Below are 21,054 nucleotides of genomic sequence, written 5' to 3' on the forward strand. Positions count from 1 at the left end.
ATCTCGTTGTCGAGGCATAAAAATCACCATTTAGGTGGGTAAAATATACCGTATGGCTCACATTCTTGTTACCGGCGGTGCCGGTTTTATTGGTTCGAACTTTGTTCACCACCTCATCGATAACACTGATCACACTATTACTGTGCTGGATAAGATGACCTACGCTGCAAATGCTGCGTCTTTGGAAGGTCTTCCTGAATCCCGCTTTAAGCTCGTCGTAGGCGACATTGCCGACCGCGAGCTGGCTGACGAACTGGTCGGCAAGGCAGACGCTGTTGTTCACTATGCTGCGGAATCGCACAACGACAACTCCCTGTCCAACCCCGAACCGTTCATTCACACTAACCTCATCGGTACTTTCAGCCTCCTGGAAGCAGTCCGTAAGCACGGCACCCGCTACCACCACATCTCCACCGACGAGGTCTTCGGCGACCTCGAGCTGGACGATCCGGCAAAGTTTACCGAAACCACCCCCTACAACCCCTCTTCCCCCTACTCCTCCACTAAGGCAGGTTCCGACCTGCTCGTGCGCGCATGGGTCCGCTCCTTCGGTATTGAAGCAACCATCTCTAACTGCTCCAACAACTACGGCCCCTACCAGCACATCGAGAAGTTCATCCCCCGCCAGATTACTAACATCCTCTCGGGTCTGACCCCGAAGCTGTACGGCGAGGGCCTGAACGTCCGTGACTGGATTCACGCATCCGACCACTCTTCTGCTGTGCTGCGCATCCTGGAGCAGGGCAAGATTGGCGAAACATACCTCATCGGTGCAGACGGCGAAGAGAACAACATCACGGTTCTGCGCACCATCCTGCGCCTGATGGGTAAGGACGAGAACGACTTCGAGCACGTGGTTGACCGCCCCGGTCACGACCTGCGCTACGCAATCGACGGTAGCCGCCTGCGCGCAGAGCTCGGCTGGGAGCCGAAGTTCACCGACTTCGAGTCCGGTCTTGCCGACACTATTAAGTGGTACACCGATAACCGCGGCTGGTGGGAGCCCCTGAAGGCTGAGGTTGAGGCGAAGTACGCAAAGGCGGGCCAGTAATGACCAAGGAATTGAAGGTTACTGAAACCGAGATTCCCGGCCTGCTCATCATTGACCTGCCGGTTCACGGCGATAACCGCGGCTGGTTCAAGGAAAATTGGCAGCGCGAGAAGATGGTTGCAGCCGGTCTGCCCGACTTCAACCCGGTGCAGAACAACATCTCGTTCAACGCTTCGGTGGGTACTACCCGCGGTATCCATGCCGAGCCGTGGGATAAGTACGTATCTGTTGCGACCGGCCGTATCTTCGGCGCGTGGGTTGACCTGCGTGCCGGCGAGTCCTTCGGTAAGGTCGTCACCGTGGAGCTGGGCCCGGACACCGCTATCTTCGTGCCCCGCGGCGTGGGTAACTCCTTCCAGACCCTGGAAGAGAACACCGCTTACACCTATCTGGTGAACGACCACTGGTCGGCGGATGCAGTATCCGGCTACAGCTTCCTGAACCTTGCCGATGAGACCGTCGCAATCGACTGGCCTATCGACCTGGCGAAGGCAGAGCTCTCCGAGAAGGACCGCAACCACCCGCGTCTGAACGAGATTAAGCCCCTGGAAGCCGACCCGATTCTGATTATTGGTGCTGGCGGTCAGCTCGGCACCGAGCTGGTTCGCCAGCTCACCGAGCAGAACGTACCCTTCCTGGCTGTGGATCGCGACCGCCTCGACCTGGGCAAGCCCGAGCAGTGGCGTGACGCATTCCGCTGGCGCTCCTTCCGCGCGGTCATTAACGCTGCAGCGTACACCGCAGTGGATCAGGCAGAAACCCCCGAGGGGCGCCGCGACGCCTGGGCAGCTAACGCTTTGGGCGTGAGCGCTCTTGCCTCCATCTGTGAAGAAGCTAACCTGCCGCTGGTACACGTATCCACCGACTACGTCTTTGACGGTTCCCTGCCCCTGGGCGAGGAATACCCGGAGGATTACCCCCTGGCACCGCTGAGCGTCTACGGCGCGTCCAAGGCTGCCGGTGAGGTTGCCGCTGCTGCATGGCGTAAGCACTACACCCTGCGCACCAGCTGGGTTGTTGGCGCCGGCAAGAACTTTGTGGGTACCATGGCATCCCTGGCTGAGCGCGGTATCGACCCGTCCGTGGTCGCCGACCAGTGGGGCCGCCCGACCTTCACCCAGGATCTGGCCGCTGCTGCCCTGCACCTGCTCTTCTCCGGTGCAGAGTACGGCACCTACAACGTGTCGAACACCGGTGAAGTCATCAACTGGGCACAGTTCGCTCGTGCAGTGTACGAGGGTACCGGCCACGACCCGGCACGAGTCAGCGACACCACCACCGAGGAATACTTCGCCAACGCTGAGCTCTTCGCTCACCGTCCGACGAACTCGGCAATGGACCTGTCCAAGCTGATTGCTGCAGGCTTCACCCCGCGCGATCACCGCGTCGCATTGGAGAGCTATCTGAAGCAGTAAATACAGAATGCTCACTGATTATCCCCTCAAATTCAAGAGTATTAGTTATGTCTTGTGGACTCGGTAAGCGATACGCTCTGAATTTAAGAGGGTTTAAGTAATAGAGTGTATTGAATATTGATTTATGTAGATAAAAGTTCGCAAAATACATAAATTGTTGATTTAAAGTAATCTAATACCTGTACAAGTGTATTCAATCATGGTGGAGGAGACTATGGCTGTTGATAGTCTGGGCGAGATTGTTTTTGTTGACCCCGGAAATGCTTTTGAAGATTCTGCTGGTTTTTATATCTATGAACGTAGCTTCTTGGGATATAAAGCGTATAAGGATTTTCTTGAAAAAAACTATCCTGAGGTAAAGTGTAGCGTGGTTACTGAAGGAGGTGTTATTGATTTTAAAAAATGCCCAAATCCTTCGACCTGTAGGAGAATCTCAAAGGATGAGATCAATCTTAGAAAGGAATCTGCAGATGAGTATCTGCAGAACGTCAAGGGTAATGTTGTCGCCCTAGTTCTTGGTAAAAAGGGTGCAGAGCGTTTCCTGTCCATGCCTTGTAAGGTTGTCTATATCGCCGAAGTCACGCGACGGATTCGTTACGCTATCTTCCGTGCGGAATCATCGCGAAATGGAAAGATTGGAGTGGTGGATGCTCTTCGGGCATACCTTGGTTTCTGGAAGGGAGAACTTGCGACCCGAAAAATGATGCGTAAATCTGCGGGGATTCAGTGCAATGGTCCTGCGGCATTTGAATCATATGGCAACCTTTCCAGGAACTCATTCTTGTATTTTGATCATCGAGTTGAAACCGTTGCTAAAAAGAAAGATTTTAATAAACTTCCGAAGTCAATTGCATTTTCGGGGAATATATCTCCTTTGAAGGGGTCGAAGTATATGGCCGATATATCATGGGCTGTATATAACCTTAATCCTGAAATTGTTTTCTATCTCATTGGAGATGGGGTGGATAGACAGGATATTCTTGAAAAGGGAGCTCCTAATATTGTGTATAAAGGTTTTATGTCCTATAAGGATGAATGGGAGCCTTTTGTTCGAGAGAATATTGATTTGATGGTTATGCCTCATCTGCAGGGTGACCCCTCGATGACATATTATGAAACCCTTGGACAGGGAGTTCCCATTATTGGATTCTCGAATGAAACGCTAGACTTTCTGGTCTCTCAAAAAATGGCTTGGTCTGTTCCTCAGGGCGATGTTCAGCAACTAGCCCGGAAGATTGATGGGATTCTTCGCGCTCCTGGTGAATTGGCGGCTGCCTCAGCGCGGGCTCGTAGATTTATGACTGAGAATTTGTATTCCCAGGTACTTGCTCGAAGGATTGATCACCTTGTATCGATTCTGAAAGCGAACGCCTCCTAGAGTCAGCGGTCCAAGGTTCGTACTCTATGGTTAGTATCGCCGCGAGGGGGAGTGGACGTCCGCTGCTCTCTTGGGTGCTCATGTTGATGCGATTCAGCATAAAAGGCGTGAAAAACGCCATATCACAGGTTCCCGGCTCTTGAAGAAGAGCTGGGAACCTGTACAATAATGTCTTGGCCAAGGCGAGGGCCACCGCAAACGCGGTGAGCCGTTATCGACGAGGTGGCGTACGGATTCTTCATCCGCGCCGTTTCTCTTGGCGCGTTATGTACAAACTACAGAAATGGAGAACCCCATGGCTGAAATCAAGATTGTTGCAGAGCCCCGCGTTGACTTCGGTAAGGGCTACGCACGCCGTGCACGCGTTGCAGGCAAAATCCCCGCTGTCATCTACGGCAACGGCGCAGAGCCCAAGCACGTAACCCTGCCCGGTCACGAGACCACCCTGGCAGTTCGTCAGGCAGACGCAGTGCTGGCTATCGAGGTTGAGGGTGAGACCATCAAGGCTCGCGTTCAGGACATCCAGCGCCACCCCATCCGCCCCGAACTGCAGCACATTGACCTGGTGTTCGTTGCGTAAGTAGCGGATTTCAACGCTTATAAACCGGCATAAGCCGGGCTGGGAACGGCCCGCATCCTCACACGAGGTGCGGGCCGTTTGCATACCCTGCAGGCGCAGGGGCAGTCCCTTTGAACTCAGAAAGGTACACGAAGAGATGTCTGATACGTGGCTCATCGTGGGTCTAGGAAACCCCGGCCCCAACTACGCTAAAACCCGCCACAATATTGGCCAGATGGTTCTGGACGAACTCGCCAAGGAAGTGGGCGGCAGCTTCAAGAAGCATTCCAAGGCCTCCGCGGTTGTGGTGGAGGGGCGCCTCGGCTTCGGCGGCCCCAAGGTCGTTCTCATGAAGTCCCTCGGCTACATGAACACCTCAGGCGGCCCGGTCAGCGCCATCGCAAAGTTCTACGGTATTGACCCCGACCACGTCATCGTTGTGCACGATGAACTCGATATCCCCTTCGACACCATTAAGCTCAAGATTGGTGGGGGAGAGGGTGGCCATAACGGTCTGCGCGATATCACCAAGGCACTGGGCACCAAAGACTACTACCGTGTGCGCACCGGCATCGGTCGACCTCCCGGACGCATGGACACCGCAGACTTCGTGCTCAAGCCCTTCAGCAGCACCGAAGCGAAGGACCTGCCCTTCCTCATCTCGAACGCTGCAGACGCAACCATGATGCTCGTGAAGGAAGGCCTGCTGGCAACCCAGCAACGCTACCACGGCGCAGGCTCCTAGCCGTATGACCCGTGCCGGGTAAACGCTGAACTGGGGTAGCGCATGATGCGGGCCGATGCGTGAACTAGGCTCTACCTAACTATGCAAGAGCCCGGTGAGGGAATAAGCTAGAAAAGAATGACGTTATACGCTCCACGACGGGAAAATACCCGACCCGTGGAGCGTATGAGCGAGAGAAGAAGGTACCCGTGGCTGAATACTCCACCCCCGCCAACACCCCGCTGAGCGACGACCTCGTACGCCAGCTTCGCCAGGATTTCCCGATCCTCAACACTGAGGTCAACGGGCACCCTTTGGTCTACCTGGATTCGGGGGCGACCAGTCAGAAACCGCTTCAGGTGCTCGACGCTGAACGTAACTTCTACCTGCATGCTAACTCCGCCGTGCACCGCGGCGCCCACACCCTCGCGGTCGAAGCAACCGACCTGTTTGAGGATGCGCGCATCACCGTTGCGAACTTCGTCGGTGCCACTGACGAAGAAATCGTGTGGACCTCCAACGCAACCGAGGCACTGAACCTGGTCGCCTACTCCATTGGCAACGCCTCCCAGGGCATCGGCGGTCCCGCCGCCGAGCGTTTCGCACTCAAGCCCGGTGATGAAATCGTCACCACGGAGATTGAGCATCACGCGAACCTCATTCCCTGGCAGATTCTTGCTCAGCGTACCGGCGCAACCCTGCGCCACATCCCCTCCACCGAGGACGGACAGCTCGACTACGCGGCAGCCGAGGGCATCATCAACGAGAAGACCCGCATCGTGGCGTTCACCCACGTCTCGAACGTGACCGGCGCGATTACCGATGTGCCCCGCATGGTCGCCATGGCGCGCAAGCACGGCGCGCTCGTCGTGCTGGACGCCTGCCAGTCCGTACCGCACATGCCCGTAGACTTCCACGCCCTGGACGTCGACTTCGCGGCGTTCTCCGGCCACAAGATGCTGGCGCCCACCGGTATCGGTGCCCTCTACGGTCGTGCCGAACTGCTCGAAGCTCTGCCGCCCTTCCTGACCGGTGGCTCCATGATTACCCGCGTGGGTCTGCAGGATGCCGAGTACATGCCCGCCCCCATCAAGTTTGAGGCCGGTACCCAGCGAGTCTCGCAGGCAGTCGCTTTCGCTGCTGCTGTGCGCTACCTGCAGCACTTGGGCATGGAGAACGTTGAGGCGTGGGAACACGAACTGGGCGCCCGCCTCGTTGAGGGCGTTCAGAAGATTGAAGGCGTGCGACTGCTTGGCCCCACCGATCCCACCAAGCGTGCCGGTCTGGTCGCCCTCGCCATCGAGGGTGTACACCCGCACGATGTGGGTCAGCTACTCGACACTCAGGGCATCGCCGTGCGCGTGGGTCACCACTGCGCCCAGCCGTTGCACCGTTGCGCCGGTGTGACCGCCTCGACCCGCGCCTCCACCTATATCTACAACACCACAGAAGATGTGGACGCTTTCCTGAAGGCACTCGCCGAGGTACGCCCCTACTTCGGCCTCTAAAGCAGGCGCGTTAGACGCTAACGCCCCGAATTTTCAGACAACCAACTGACGGAAGAAGAACACCGTGTCTCTTGAATCCCTGTACCAGGAAATTATTCTGGAGCATTCTAAGCAGCGTAGCGGCGAGCACCTCGTAGAGGTACCCGCCGGTCACGCAAGTGCCGATAACCACCAGTACAACCCCACCTGCGGTGACGAAATCAACCTGCGTGTGGTGCTCTCTGATGAGCTGAAGGATGGCGAGAAGACCATCGAATCGATCTCTTGGGAAGGCGACGGTTGCTCTATCTCCATGGCTGCCGCTTCTGTGCTCTCTGAGATGGCTCCTGGCATGACCACCTCCGAGCTTCAGCGCCACGTGGATGCGTTCCGCGAGATGCTGCGCTCGCGCGGCAAGGTGACCCTGGACGAAGAAGAGTACGGCGATATGGCTGCATTCTCCGGTGTTTCGAAGTTCATGGCGCGCGTGAAGTGCGCGATGCTCTCCTGGGTTGCCGTTGAGGAAGCCACTAAGGAAGCAGCTGCGAAGAACTAAACCTTTGCTGAGAAGGTAGGCTGAACCGGTGGGGGAGTAGCTAGTATTTGAACGCCAATCGAAAATACCGAATGGCTACTGAACCTAAAATATTGCACAAGAACGTAAGCATATGCGGTCAAAGCGTGCAGAAAATACTGGCTAAAACTCTTCGCTAAAATCTAGCGGTTAATTGTTTATCTATATAAGCTTTCTTTGATTTCAAGCGACGTATAGAAAATATGAGGCGGATACTACACTGTATCCGCCTCATTTTTATATCTTTCTCTTTTTCCTCCAAAAAGGTGACTGGTAAAATAAAAGGACGAAGGGCGCCCAACCAGCACCCTCGAGAAACTCTTTTCGGACCCGCACACTCTGAGATGACAGCGAGAAGAAATAGGGCAATAATAAGAAAATATTTTCTCAATATTGCACATTCTTCACTTATTCTTAGGCTCTCACCCCAGACCGCGGATATGTTTCTCACCCCTCTGGTACCTCAACCACACCGGAATACCCATCGCCGCTACCAACCACAAGGAAGCCCCATGATTATTGGCTACGCCGCAGGCGCCTACGACCTTTTCCACTACGGCCACCTCGAGATTCTCCGCAAGGCCAAGGAAAACTGCGACTACCTCATTGCAGGCGTCGTGCACGATGACGTTCTGGAAGTGACCAAGGGCCGCCGCCCCGTCATCCCCATCGAAGAGCGTGCCGCCATCGTCAGCCACATCGACTACGTGGACGAAGTGCACGTCGAAACCACCCCCGACAAGCTCGAAACCTGGAAGCAGAAGCCCTTCAACGTCTTCTTCAAAGGCGACGACTGGAAGGGCACCGACAAGGGTAACGCCCTGGAAGCACGCTTCGCAGAGGTTGGCGTGGAAGTACACTACTTCCCCTACACCGAGCACACCTCCAGCACCAAGCTGCGCAAGGTCGTTGACCTGCTCGAAGCAGAGCACGACCTGCGCGTAGAGATGCGCCGCTTCGCCGAACTGCTCGGTGAGCGTGAGTACTCCGAGGCGATTGTCGCTTCCTAACGCTGTCCCCTCCTAATGCTCATACGTCCTTATCAGGGCTCTAGAGCTCGTAGAGACCCATAAAGAACAGAGGATCCCCGCCGTAATTACTTACGACGGGGATCCTCTGTATCTTGGCGTATCTAGCCGTATATCAGCTACACCTCAAAGGTGAGCGTCTAAATAGGCTTTAGCGCTGTGCCAGCCACTTCTCAGCGGAGGTGCCCAGAACCTTCAGCACGCGGCCAACCTGCGGCTCAGCAGCGGCTGCAATCTTCTTGCCCACCAGCGGGATGGAGCAGGAAACCTCGCCGTTGACGTCCAGACGGGTCTTGTCACCCTCGGGAATCAGGTGCTGGGTAGCCTGAGCGGACACGGGCACGCCGTTAACCTTCACCTCGGTAGAGACGGTGCGGGAGCCGTCAGCAGCCGGTGCGCTTACGGTGTCCACCTGGGTCATAGCAACGCCGTTGCCGACGAACTTACGAGCGATGTCCGGCACGCGCTCAGCGGGCACGGTACGTTCGGTGGTTGCGGTGAACTCAGCGGAGGTGTCACCGGAAACGGAGAAGCTACCGAACTCAACGCCAACCTCGGAGCAGACGAAGCGTGCGAAGTCCTCGCTGGAGAATGCCTCGATAACCTGCTCAACGTTTGCGTTGATAACGGTCGATTCCTGAACTGCCATAATTGTTCCTTTCGTAGTGCGCGAAAACCCCGCGCATTATCCCTTCTAAGGATACGGTGCGCGGGGTTTCGCAACCAATGTAAAGACGCGAATCCACCTGAGAATATGCCGTGAACAAGGGAAAACATCCACAGCTTCTCACAGGGTGGTTGGAGGATTCGCATGCCGGTCTAAAAATGAGGGAAACACCTTCGGGCGGCTCCCCACATCGCATCACTAAGGATGCGAGGTTTAGAAAGCTAAAGCTTTTTAGGCGCTGGGAGCCATCGCGTCGATGCGAGCCATCTCAGCCTTACCCGCACGGTGTGCGCGAGCAGCCTGCTTCAGGCGACCCCAGAAGGAATCCTTACGGTGGGTCTTGCCAGCAAGCAGATCCTGCAGTTCCTCGCTCAGCTGTGCGGCAGAAATCTCCGGGGTGGAGACGTACGGCTCAGCGGTGCGGAACAGGGAGGGATTGGCCAGAGCAAGATCCAGCTTAGCGAAAAGGTCTTCGCGGCTCTCAACAACAACAGCGTGGCCGCGCTTCTCCATCAGAGTGGTGAAGGGGACCTGGTGGTTGTCAACGACCTCGTCGAACTCTGCGCGGCGCGGAACAGCCAGGGGCAGAGCGCCGGTGCGACGTGCATCCTGGATGGAACCGGGGCCGCCCTGAACCAGCACTACGCGCGCGGTTGCGTAGTAGTCCAGCAGTTCGGAGGCGGGAAGAAGCTTGAGGTTGTCTGCGTGCTTAATGGGCGCAGTGTGACCATGCTGCACGAGGCAGGTGACCTCGGGATGAGCTTCAAGATAAGCCTCAACCCAACGCAGAAGACGATCAAAAGTGTGAACGTCGGTGCCGAGGGACACCACCAAATCGTAAGTCTTAGTAGGAATACGAACGGGCGCGACGGCAGGGGTAAATACGGGCAGGTCGAACTTGGAAGTATCAACGCTGACGCGGGGGAAGTTCTGAATAGACATCGCCTATTCCTCTCTATGTATTTATCGGTAGTAACCCCGTATACCTGACGCAAAAAATCCGGAGGGCATCATTGGTATACGCGGCGGCGTCGTGCCGGAGAAAATGGTGAGTAATCTCCGCATACGCTTCTCTGGCGAGTGGTTAGTTCGCTTGGATGGTGAGTCCACAGTGGAGCGCACGACTTATGCGTATCTGTATGTATTAATAAATACTATACCCTGAAAATAACGCCCTCAGCACACGCGAGGACGCTATTTTCAGGATAAATTCATCACTCTTAGAAAATGGGATGAATCACACGAGAATCAGGGAAATTCTTCTGCTGTTCCTCGCTCTGAACAATAATTCGATCAGCAAAGGTGTACAACATCTTGCCGGTCATCGTCGGCAGAGTCGGGCGGTCAAAACACTCAATATAAAGAGTCTTTACGCCAAAAAGTTTAGCTGCAACAAAGAAAGGAACAGCAACACCTGCACCCGCAGAAACAACCGCATCCGGACATTCCTTCGGGAAAATACGAAATGCCAAGAACAGATTACGAATAGCGTTCTTAATATTTCGGGTGGTCGGGTAATACGCCCAATAGGTCTTCTCATCAGCGAGAGAAGATTCAACATCGGGCTGCTTAAAGCTGACCCACACGCGGTCATAATCCTGCCACGCAGCAGAAGTAGCTGTCAGATGCTTCAAGTGTCCGCCACTGCTAGAAACCAGCAGAAGCTTCTTCTTCGGTGCCTGAGAGGAAGTTGCCTCAGTCATAGTGTTCTCCTAAAGCCCCAATACAAGAGAAAAATAAGAAGAGAAGATAAGGGTGAGCTGGTGGGCCCGGCGGAACCGGCATCAACAGACCTATCACAATAGATCCGCCTCAGCAGGTACCACCGCACCCTAAGCTCAAGGACGAAGGACGAACCCGCACAGAGGCGAGGCATCCATTGATAGACCCCGATTATTCGCGGTCCAATTACTCGCGATCCAGGAACACAGCCAGAGCGTTCACGCCCTCAAGCTGATCCAGCTGAGCGAAGAGCTCACGAACCTGCTGCAGCGAAGTAGCCGCAGTCACCGGAACCAGAGCCACGCCGCCAGCCTGAACGAAACGTAGCTGGGTCGACAGGGGAGTAGCGGTGCTCAGGCTAATCACCAGAGGAGTCTCGCTCTTCTCAACCAGCGACTCGGGGGTGTGGCGGGTCAGAGCGTCACGAACCGAAGCGTAATCGGTGAAACGTGCGTACTCGGTAGGCAGAACACGCTGCAGCATCTGGTACAGGTGCTCAACACCGCGGTCAGTACCGGGCAGAATGACAACGCCGGAAGCACCAGCGCTCTTCACATCGCCGTCGGGAGCACCAATGGTGCGCAGCAGCATGAACGCGTCATTCGCCTCAGAGGTGGAACCCAGCTCGTGAACGGGGATGCCAGCATCTTCCAGACGATCAGCGTAACCAACGTGACGCATGGTGCGGTCACGACCGTAAGCCAGTACGGCACCAATCAGCAGACCTGCAACAGCACCAACAATACCCATCTTCACCGGGCCAAGAGCCGAGGAAGAAGAAGGAACCTGAGCCTCGCTCATCACGCGGCCACCGGTAGTAGAAGTCAGCTGAATCTGAGCACGACGATCCTGCAACTGAGAGAGCAGAGCCGCACGGTTGTTATCACCTTCGAGGCCAGAAATCTGCTCATCAATCTGGTGAAGAGCAGAATCAACGCTGCTCTTCAGAGACTCGGAACGAACCTGCAGGTATGCGTTCGCCATAGCGTTAGCATAACGTGCAGCCTCCGTGCCGTTGGGGCGGGTTACCTCAATATCCAGAACCGCAGTCTGAGAGGTGCCAGTCACCTTGACGGAGCTCATGAGGCGGCTGGTCAGCTGAGCCTCAGAGAGGGTATCGCCATTAGCAATCAGAGCCTTAGCCGCGTTCTGCGCAACCTCGCGAGAGGAAGCAACGCGAGACTCGGTCGCAATATCCACCTTCGCGGAGTTAGCGCTACCGGTACCGGCGGGATCAACCACCAGCGGGTAAACAACCAGCGAAGCCTTAGACGTGTACTTGCTGTTGGTCATGTAGCCGTAGGCGGCACCCGCCACAGCGAAAATCACGACCGACAGCAGAATCAGCAGACGGTGTCGGAAAATGCGACGTACCTGGCTGCCCAGGGTAACCGAGGAGGTATGAGAGGTGTTATCCATGTGGACATCCTTGAGGAAGAGAAACGGACACTAAATATCGGAGAAAAACGTAGAAGAAGCGGAAGGCTAAGACTTCGCTCGGCGGGCGGAAAGGAAACGCTCAATGCCGAGTGCCTTGCGGAAGCGGAACAGCACCGCACCGTACACCGGCACCAGCAGCACCACGTACACGATGACACCCAGCACGCTCTGACCCAAAACGGCCAAAGACGCTAGAGCACACGCCGTCGGAACAGCTGCGCCCAAGAAGAGCGAAGGAGCCATCTCACGGACCGAAGCGCGAATACCCACCAAACGGAATACCTGGTAGCTCGCCAGGAAGGTATCAATCAGCAGAGCCGATGCCCACGCCGTCACTGCACCGTACAGGCCCCAAACCGGAACCAGCGTGAAGTTCAAAGTCACAGCCACCACTAGCGAGGAGAGCTTGTTCAACAGCTGCCAGCGGCTCTTACCGCTCATCAGCAGTACAGACTGCACGCCACCGGCACTCATCGACAGCATCGCCGCCGGGCAAATCACCCAGAGGATACCGGCGCCAGCCTCAAAGCCCTTACCGAAGAAATGCAACAGCACGGGACCAAAGAACGCCAGGGAGAGGTAGAACGGCCACGACAGAGCAGTCAATACACGAGTGGTCGACAAGAAAATCTCTCGAGCACGGTCCAGCTGACGGGTCGCCAACGCCGCACTAATCGACGGGCCAGTCACCACACGACCAGTGTGCTCAATCATGGTGCCCACACGAACACAACGGTTCACAGCACCATAGATACCACCGGCAGCGGCGCCCAAGAACGCCGTCACGACCAGCACGTCAATCCACTCCAGGATCGTCTCCACAACGGTAGCGACACCGCGTGCAGAGCTGAAACCCCAGAACGAACGGAACGTCTCAGTCGGAGAATCCTCAGAAGGAAGAACCTCCACATGCTCCTCGTTGGGGAACGCCCGCTCCAAAAGCCACAGAGCAACCACCGCAGTAATTGCCACCGGAATAGTCCAGGCGTACACCAGCTCCATGAGCTGGCCCGAGAACAGAACCACCAAACCCACAGCCGCAAAACGCAGAGTAGGAAGCAGAACATTCTGCAGAACCGTAAAAGTCACCACACGGTGCAGGCCACGCAGAGCACCGAAGAACACCGTCATCAGCGCCGCAACCAGAACGAAAGCCGAACTGACGCGCATAGCCGACTGATATTCAGGAGCCATCGGCACAACCTCGGTGTAGATGTACACACCCGCCACCAGAAGCACCGAAGTCACCAGCGAAGGAATCAGACCGTACTGAATCAGCTGCGGCAACACGCCGTAACGACCCAGCGCACGCTGAGCGCTCATCGTACGAACTAGACCCGTATCCGCGCCGAAGGTCACCAGCGAAATCGCAATCGCGAACAACGCCATCAGACGGAAAAACTCGCCCGAACCCTCAGCACCAATACCATTCGACACCACCATCGTGGTCACGAACGCGATACCGGCACCGTACATCACGCACAGAGAAGCGAGAGAACCGCTCTTCGCGAGGCTGGGCTGCTTACCCTTCGTAGGAGCCTTCTTCGCTGGAGCATCCTTCGCTGAGGCACTATCGGTCTGTGCCTTCGAATCGGCAGACTCAACAGTAGCTGATGCCGTCCTGCGAGAACCGGGCAGATGAGCGCCCACCACAGTGGCAGAGCTTGCCTCCGAAGAACCAGCAGTCGAAGTACCCGAAGAACTCGCTTCCAAAGAATCGGAGAGCGACTTCTCAGGAGCAAAGCCCTGAGCGGGAGGCACAATCGACAGCGCCGTGGTCGCAGGAAAACGACCGGAACGGATGTCATCCACCGTGGGAGCAAACTCATCAGCAGAAGACTCTGCCTGAGAATCAGACTGTTCCACTACCGGATCCACATACTCGCCGCTCTCACGCAGACGCGCACGACGGCTAGGATGACCACCCATCGAATACGCATCATCAAAAGACGAAACCGAAGCGGTATCTAAACCACGAGGGGACTGATCCTTCGTCATAGCCCCTCACCATCCCGAATGGAACGCATGCACGCCATCGAAGCGAGCATCAGAATCGTCAGCTGAGCAATATCGAAGCTGTAGAAAATAAAGACAACGCAGCACGCCACCGGCACACTATGCAACCAGTACCCGGAGGCGGTCTTCACTCGTGCGCCGCTTGCCACAGTGCACACCATGAAGAGTGCGAATAGTGCCAGACCTACGAAACCGAAGCAGAACATCAAAGTCCACAGGTAACCCTGGGTACCCATCGACACACCAATGCTCGGTTCCATGCGCGGAGTGCCATAACCGATAATCGGGGACTCCAAGGTCGCATTCCAGGTAGCACGGTAGAGCGCCGCACGACCGCCGGTCGAGTCAGAGTAATCCTGACGGCCCAGAATATTGTCCACAGTACCCGAAGCGAAAAGTGCCACGATGACAGCCGCAATCGCTGCAACACCCATGCCTACAGCACGCCAATTAGCTGCCAGGAACTGACGCAGCAAAACATATGCTGCGCTAATACCCAGACCAATAAACATGCCGCGGTTACTGGTCGCAATTGCCGGAACAGTAGAAAGAGCCATACCGATGAGCAACGCAACGCGCAGCCAGATGGAACGCAGACGCAACAGGCACGCCAGCATCACCGGGGTGAGCAGGGTGTACGCCAGACCCCAACTATTCGCGTAGGGGAACGGTGCGGAGGGGCGAATATACGCCTCAGGTGCACCCCACGGGCGCTGAACCTCCGCCAGAGGAGGAAGCATATAGTCACGCACCAGCGGGTTCTGCATGAAACCAGAAGGCATGATGAAGCTCATCGGGGTACGCAGACGGAACTCGGGGAAGAGAACGCCGCCATAACCCAGTACAATGAGGGTCACCCACAGAGTCGCCAGACCACCCAACAACCTGTTGAGGCTAATAGAGGAGCGCGCATTGTAGTAGTACAGGGCGTAAATGCCGGCGCTGAGAATGTTCACAAAGCGCAGACCCCAACCAATCATGTCGGTGGAACGGGTCAGAGCAAGTGCCGCAACAACAACCCATACGCAGAATGCGCCCCACACCCACAGGGAACCGGGCACACGCACATTACCTCGAATGATGAGGTAAAAAAGCATGATCGCTGCCAGTACCAGCGGCGCAATCTGAAGCAGCCCCAGAGCCCACAGCGCCGGGAAGCCGTACAGCAACGCCAGCAGAGGCCATGCGGGGAGCTTCTTCTGCGCTGTCGACATCGGACGGATGCGCGCGCGGGCACGCAGAATACCGCTGGGCGGCGTACTAGCCGACCCTGCGGAATCCTTCAGCGCAACAGGCGAAGCACCCGGATGAGAAAGAACGGAAGAGGAAACCATGTCTGTGCGATACCTGGTTAGAGACCTCGACCGGTCTTCTGGACGAGATCAAGAAGCGTAGCGGGCTTAATAATGCCGGTGGATACAACGTATGCTGCCCAAGCACGAAGCTGCTTGGGGTCACGGCGCAGAGCGGAGCGAGCGTACGCGCGCGCCTCCTTGTTGTTGCCCAAAGACGCCTGAGCGTACGCAATCTGACCGGCAATACGTGCCAGGCCCTTGGGGTCCTGCTCAAATTCGGGGAACTTACGCAGAATGTAGCTCAGACCGTCAACCATGGACTGCCACTTGCCAGAGAAGAAGGAAGGACGGTCCCAGAGCACCAGAATCAGCGGCTCGGGCACGCTCAGCACATCGCCGTGGCGGGTTGCGCGTAGCAGCAGGTCGTAGTCTTCACCGTAGGCGGCGGGCAACTCCTCATCGACCAGACCGATGCGGGCGGGCTGACCGTCAACGCCGAGCAGATCCTCGCGGGAGTACAGCATTGCGGAGGGGTGAATTTCGGTAATGCGCGAACGCAGGAAGTCAGCGAAGGTCGCGCGCTCGGGCGCCAGGCGCACGATGTCCTGACCGCCGGAACGCACGGTAATACCCGAAGAGATAGCGGCTGCTTCGGGGTTTTCGCGCCAGAGAGCAACCTGCTGGGTGAGCTTGGAAGGCATCCAGTAGTCGTCATCATCGCAGAAGCCAATCATCTCACCACTGGAGGCGATGATGCCGCTATTGCGGCCGCCAGCCAGACCGCCGGAACGGGTATTGGAGACAATCTTCAGGGCACGGTTTTCGCCGACCTCAATATCCTCGAGGCGGTCGGGCTCAACACGGTCAAAGACGACAACAACTTCAACGAAACCGCGGTAGCTCTGCTCAAGGATAGAGCGGACAGCCACGCGCAGCAGCTCGGGGCGCTTGCCGTTGGTCGCGATAACGGCGGAAACAGCAGGGTTGCGAGAGGTGAAGTGCATCATTGGGATTCTCCTTACTCAGCGGGGGTCGCGAGGCTAACGTACTTGCGACGCATGGACAGCAGGACGGTTGCGGCATTAGCCAGCAGAAGCAGCGCGTAGACGATGACGAATACGGGGCCGAAGCCAACAAAAATGTAAATCCAGCAGAGGGTGCCAGCGTCCATGTGCAGGTTGATGAAGGAGCGCAGGGGGCCACCGGTGGGCGGTGCTGCGGTCTTGCGGTTGTTGCGCAGCTGTTCAGCCAGAATCTGGCTCATGAAGTGACCGGCGGTCAGAGCGGTGAAAATCATGGGCATCGCAATGATCCAGCCGTTGAAAGCGCTAGAGCCGGTGAAGGAATAGTGTGCCGGGTACAGCAGGAAAGAGAGCAGAGTTGCCATGTGCACCGAGGGCACACGGATGGAATCGACCACATGGTCGAGCCACTCACCGGCGGGGGAGGACGCACCGGTCACGCGAGCAACCTGACCGTCAGCAGAGTCCAGGCCGTAACCGAGGGCGAAGAGTAGTGCAACGCAGATACCTACACCAACGCTGGGCGGGCACGTAATCAGAACGACGAGGCCTGCTGCGGAACATGCGGCGGAAATAGCGGTGACGCCGTTGGGGGTGATGCCCAGTGCGACAGCTGCCGCAGCGAAGTAGCGTGCTACTCGGCGGTTGACCCAGCGGGTGTAGGCGGGAACGCCAATGCCAGGCTTCTGCGCTGCTTCAAGAGAGCGCAGGGTGTGAGAAAACTTCGCAGAAAATCCCGATGCGGGCGCGGAGTTTGGGGTGTGAGGTGCCTCAGAGGTGGACATGCACATTCCTTTTAATCGGTGAGAGGAGTGAAGGAGAGTGAATTACTCCCTTTCGGGGCGGTTGCGAGAAAGTCCGGAAGTCCCGCACGCGAAAAAAGAGGTGGTTGGTCCCTTTTTCACATACACCACTATATAGATATTTTACAACGAGATAAAGTGCGACAGGGGGCGTGTGGTCAGGGTCAACAATTGTGTCGCAAAAAGCCGCTGACAATGCTCTATAGTGCAGATTGGCGGGTTTCTGCGAGCAGGGTAGGAGCCTAACAAACCGGGGGTATCGACGCCTTCATCCTGTGAATTATGGTTTTAGAATTCATATCTGAACATTGTGCTGAGATACACATAACAGAAACACAAATAACAGGAATAAATGATGCAAAAAACACAGAAAAACGGGTAGCACACGCAAATGGGGTTTGATTTCCTGAATCATTCAGAAAATCAAACCCCATTTAGCTGAGATTGTCTAGAAGGTATTAGTTCCTTCGAGCCTGCATCGGAACGCGGGTTCCGACTCCGTTATTGACGATGCGTCGCTCGCCCCGGTCGGCTGCCGCGTTGTTCGCGTTATCGACCATGGGCTGCTCAGCAACCGGCGCCTTAGCAGTTGCCTGCAGGTCGAAGCTTACATTCGGGCGAACGTTACGTCGACTAATGCCCGGGTGAACCTCAACTGCGATGAGGTTCTCGCCAACCTTCAGCTTGGACGCCGGAACGGTGAAGGTCACCGGAGTCTTCTGAGCCTTAGCGGTATCAATCGAGCTCGATGCAACCGCGCTATTCCACAGTTTGCCCCTGATGTTGAAGTTGGAACGGCCAACCTCTTCCCCGTTGACACCCACCGCAATAGCGTCATCCGCGTAGGTGGTCAGCACCAGGTCGCGGCTCGCCTGCTCACGAGTGAGCTGGATGGTGGTGTAGGCGTAGATATTTTGGCGGTTACGCACAAGCGGAACATGAACGGAGGTGTTGAGGTTACCGGTGCCGACACCAATCGGGGTCTTGCCGGTCTGCCATGCTTCCTGCGCGATATCTTCCAAGGTGAAGTGGAAGTTGTACTTCCAACCGTACTTACGGTTAGGAGCCTGACTGGAGACCATGTACTTCCACTCGGACGCGTAGGGCAGAACAATCTGGTCCTTAGCGGCCTCGTCCTTAGGATTCTCTTCCTTCGGGTCCTCGGGCTTGGGATCGGCAGGCTTCGGGTCCTCGGGCTTGGGCTCCTCAGTCTTCGGGTCCGGATCCTGGGCCTTCGGCGCCTCAGTAGTTGCTTCTGCACTCGGGGTAGCGCTTGCCGAAGCACTGGGGTCAGCAGTAGCGGTCGGATCAGCACTTGCCGTCGGATCAGCGGTAGGAGTCTCGGTCGCGGTCTCCGTGGGGGTAGGAGTCGGGCGAACCGGAGCTACCTGAACCGGAGTGGAGGCAGAGTAGTTATCCGAGCTGTCCGCAGCGCGTACAAAGTAACGTGCGTTATCGGTGTGGTCAATCTCGAACTTCGTACCCGAAGTACTAGCGATGACTCGGTCATCACGCAGAATCTGGTAGCGGACACTATCGGTATCCTGCACAGCGTCCCAGGTCAGAACGTCCTTATCGTCCTTCAGCTCTACCTTCAGGTTCTGCGGGGTAGCCGGAGGGGTCACATCGCGAGCCTCAAAGCGCGCAAAACCGACGGTATCCTGGGTGCCGTGAACACCTAGCGAACGGTGAATATCGCCGCCAACCCACAGAGTGCCCTTAGAATCAACGAAAGACTCCCAGATACCGAAGCCGTGGTCACCCTTAATAGCGGGGGAGAACTCCGGCAGCATCTTACCGCTGTCCTTATCGAACGCAGCAACCAGCTTGATCGAATGAATCACGCTTGAACCGCTCACCGGGAACGGCTTATTACGCGAATCCTGGTAGAGGAAGTCACCGCAGTGGCAGGCACCATAAATGGTGTTGCCGTTCAGATGCAAATCCTGGAAATCTCCACCATCACGGGTAATTGCAGTGTAGGTGGGGCTCAGGGATGCCTTGTCGTAACGAGAAATAAGGTGCTCAGTACCACCCACCCAGACGCCGGTACCGGCATCCTGAACGTCGAACTGGAAACCCCAAATCTTGGTTTCGCTACGCAGATCAGAGACATTAGCGCCGGTAGGAATCTCAGAGTGCTGGTACACCCACGGACTACCCTTCTGCATGTTCTGAGTAATATCAGCCACGCGGTAGGCAAGACCGCCGTTGAGCCAGGTGAAGTAACCGGCGACGTAAACGTGAGAGTTATCAGCGGAGGCGCTAATACCGTTGACAGTACCGTTGAACACCTGGCGCCAGTTACGGTCTATACTCACAATACCGGGCACGCCGTTAGAAGGTTCGCCCAACTTAAAACGGGCAATATTGCGTGAATACGCAGCACCCGCCTTTTCACTTTCATAAACGTGGGTAAAGGTGCCACCAATGTATACGTAGTCACCCTGACGATGGATGGTCTTCACCATCATGGGCTCGGTGAGAATACGATCTTCGACTCTAACCTGGGCCCATTCAGGGGCAATTTCACCGGTCGTGGCATCAACAACGACGAAGCTCTCATGCTTCTTACCGTTAACCAGGGTAAAGGCGCCACCAACCGCTAGACGGTTATTCGGCAGAGCCTCAACAGCCTTCACCTGACCATTAACAGTCAGCTTGAAGTCGCGGCGCAACTCGCCGGTTTCCGGGTCAAAAGCAGCAATATTAGATTGCGCAACATGCTCACCGGTAGAGGACTCAAGGTACTCGAAGTCGCCGCCAATAAACACGCTGGAGGTGCCGTTGCCGTGATTGACCTCGGTGATGGCCTCAACATAGGTGTTCATCTCGGTGGTTTTACGGGAGGCGGTCTTAGCACTGGTGCGCCAGCGCCAATCCGCCGAACGGCTACTGGGCAGGGCACGACGAGCGCTCGCCTGAGTACCGGAATCCGGGATAGCGCCCAGATGCAAATCGTTCTGGGTCAGCTTCGGGCGCAGGAACATCTGGGTGTAACCGAATGAGGTTTCACCCCTACCGTCCTTACCGTAAATGTAAGAGTTCTGAGCGTCGGTCATCGCCGGCTCAGAGCCATCCTGCCCAATGGGGGCGTTCGCACCGTAACGGAAACCCATACGGTAATCCTGCGAAGCCAACTCATCAAATATCAAAGCCTTGAAGCCGTTATTCTGGCCACGCAGAATGTGGTCTTCCCAGGTGTTGTTAGTCCAGTACTTGCGGCCCTCGTCGTTATAGGAAGAGAACTCCTCAGGGTTGGTGACGGTCGCATTCGACCAGACAGCGCTCGAACGCAGAGCCCAGGTCCATTCGGAGGTCTGGCGGCGATCCACCGTCGCCTCCTGCCACTTGGTGCCCGAAGTGTTCAGGGCGCGGCGGAAACGGTAACCATCGGGCAGCTGATCGGGACGAACACCATTAAGTAGCTGAGAAATAGTGGTACCCGAAAGCTGAATCGGGGTCTTCGCTGCGGGCAGGGAGCTCAGCGCCTTACCCTGCTCAAGCGTCAAACCGGACGATGCGGGTGCGGCATCGCTGTAGAGCTGAGACGTATCGCCCTGACCCTCGTAGTTTTCAGTCCAGCCGTCGCGACCCTCACCAATCTTGACCCAGCCGCCGCCATCAGTTTCCTGATCACAGTAGAACTGCGTCGGCTGGCTCATCGCGGGAGTGTACAGCCAGTATGCGCCGCTCTTTGCCTCGGGGTTAGCCTGCTTGGCTTCCCAACAGCTGGCGGCAGCACGCTCGGAGGTCGTGCCATTGTAGAAAGCAGAGTCCCTTTTTTCCGCAGTCTGTTCGACAGCGGTACTCGGCGTAATAGCGGGGATAGCTACGGGCAAAGCCAAAGCCGTAGCAATGCTCAAGCAAAGA

At 56.4% G+C, this 21,054-nt stretch carries 17 protein-coding genes; 8 read left to right on the top strand and 9 right to left on the bottom strand.

The features are described 5' to 3' along the window. Positions 1–52: 52 nt before the first annotated feature. From rfbB to O3649_RS06590, 8 genes are all read left to right on the top strand, one after another. Positions 53–1,051, top strand: coding sequence for a dTDP-glucose 4,6-dehydratase (gene rfbB / locus O3649_RS06555; protein ID WP_044142793.1), 999 nt, complete (start codon positions 53–55; stop codon positions 1,049–1,051). Then, positions 1,051–2,466: a sugar nucleotide-binding protein gene (locus O3649_RS06560; protein ID WP_371573400.1), complete on the top strand. Its 1,416-nt coding sequence runs from the start codon at positions 1,051–1,053 to the stop codon at positions 2,464–2,466. Before rfbB ends, O3649_RS06560 begins: the two co-directional genes overlap by 1 nt. 214 nt (positions 2,467–2,680) lie before the next feature. Next, entirely contained in the window at positions 2,681–3,844 is a 1,164-nt protein-coding gene (locus O3649_RS06565; protein WP_371573402.1) for a glycosyltransferase, read from the top strand. Positions 3,845–4,139: 295 nt separating this feature from the next. Continuing rightward, positions 4,140–4,424, top strand: coding sequence for a 50S ribosomal protein L25 (locus O3649_RS06570; RefSeq protein WP_005508891.1), 285 nt, complete (start codon positions 4,140–4,142; stop codon positions 4,422–4,424). A gap of 136 nt (positions 4,425–4,560) precedes the next feature. Further along, positions 4,561–5,148 carry an aminoacyl-tRNA hydrolase gene (gene pth / locus O3649_RS06575; protein WP_371573404.1) on the top strand — a complete coding sequence of 196 codons (588 nt, stop codon included), beginning with the start codon at positions 4,561–4,563 and terminating at the stop codon, positions 5,146–5,148. Between the two features lie 188 nt (positions 5,149–5,336). Further along, positions 5,337–6,635, top strand: coding sequence for an aminotransferase class V-fold PLP-dependent enzyme (locus O3649_RS06580; RefSeq protein ID WP_371573406.1), 1,299 nt, complete (start codon positions 5,337–5,339; stop codon positions 6,633–6,635). A 64-nt stretch (positions 6,636–6,699) separates the two neighbouring features. Continuing rightward, a complete protein-coding gene (gene sufU / locus O3649_RS06585; protein WP_049327952.1) occupies positions 6,700–7,170 on the top strand; it encodes a Fe-S cluster assembly sulfur transfer protein SufU in 471 nt (156 codons plus the stop codon). Positions 7,171–7,700: 530 nt separating this feature from the next. Then, a complete protein-coding gene (locus tag O3649_RS06590) occupies positions 7,701–8,198 on the top strand; it encodes an adenylyltransferase/cytidyltransferase family protein (protein WP_005508886.1) in 498 nt (165 codons plus the stop codon). A gap of 169 nt (positions 8,199–8,367) precedes the next feature. On the opposite strand, the gene O3649_RS06595 is transcribed toward O3649_RS06590, so the two are convergent. The 9 genes from O3649_RS06595 to O3649_RS06635 all read right to left on the bottom strand — a co-directional run bounded on the left by O3649_RS06595 (position 8,368) and on the right by O3649_RS06635 (position 21,023). Next, a complete protein-coding gene (locus O3649_RS06595) occupies positions 8,368–8,865 on the bottom strand; it encodes a DUF2505 domain-containing protein (protein WP_005508885.1) in 498 nt (165 codons plus the stop codon). A gap of 249 nt (positions 8,866–9,114) precedes the next feature. Next, entirely contained in the window at positions 9,115–9,825 is a 711-nt protein-coding gene (locus O3649_RS06600; protein ID WP_102033937.1) for a glycosyltransferase, read from the bottom strand. Between the two features lie 278 nt (positions 9,826–10,103). Further along, positions 10,104–10,586, bottom strand: coding sequence for a UDP-N-acetylglucosamine--LPS N-acetylglucosamine transferase (locus O3649_RS06605; protein ID WP_102033936.1), 483 nt, complete (start codon positions 10,584–10,586; stop codon positions 10,104–10,106). A 205-nt stretch (positions 10,587–10,791) separates the two neighbouring features. After that, complete coding sequence (locus tag O3649_RS06610; protein WP_314359901.1) at positions 10,792–12,024, bottom strand: Wzz/FepE/Etk N-terminal domain-containing protein; 1,233 nt, start codon at positions 12,022–12,024, stop codon at positions 10,792–10,794. 66 nt (positions 12,025–12,090) lie between these two features. After that, entirely contained in the window at positions 12,091–14,043 is a 1,953-nt protein-coding gene (locus tag O3649_RS06615; protein WP_005508879.1) for a lipopolysaccharide biosynthesis protein, read from the bottom strand. Next, on the bottom strand, positions 14,040–15,395 hold the full coding sequence (locus O3649_RS06620) for an O-antigen ligase (RefSeq protein ID WP_005508878.1): 1,356 nt from the start codon (positions 15,393–15,395) through the stop codon (positions 14,040–14,042). Before O3649_RS06620 ends, O3649_RS06615 begins: the two co-directional genes overlap by 4 nt. Before the next feature lie 17 nt (positions 15,396–15,412). Further along, positions 15,413–16,363, bottom strand: coding sequence for a glycosyltransferase (locus tag O3649_RS06625; RefSeq protein ID WP_005506972.1), 951 nt, complete (start codon positions 16,361–16,363; stop codon positions 15,413–15,415). 11 nt (positions 16,364–16,374) lie between these two features. Continuing rightward, a complete protein-coding gene (locus O3649_RS06630; protein ID WP_070616762.1) occupies positions 16,375–17,163 on the bottom strand; it encodes a CDP-alcohol phosphatidyltransferase family protein in 789 nt (262 codons plus the stop codon). 476 nt (positions 17,164–17,639) lie between these two features. Further along, positions 17,640–21,023, bottom strand: coding sequence for a fibrinogen-like YCDxxxxGGGW domain-containing protein (locus O3649_RS06635; protein ID WP_371573411.1), 3,384 nt, complete (start codon positions 21,021–21,023; stop codon positions 17,640–17,642). Positions 21,024–21,054: the final 31 nt, after the last annotated feature.

The sequence above is a fragment of the Rothia sp. 27098_8_29 genome (assembly GCF_041432785.1).
In the GTDB taxonomy this organism is placed as follows: domain Bacteria; phylum Actinomycetota; class Actinomycetes; order Actinomycetales; family Micrococcaceae; genus Rothia; species Rothia mucilaginosa.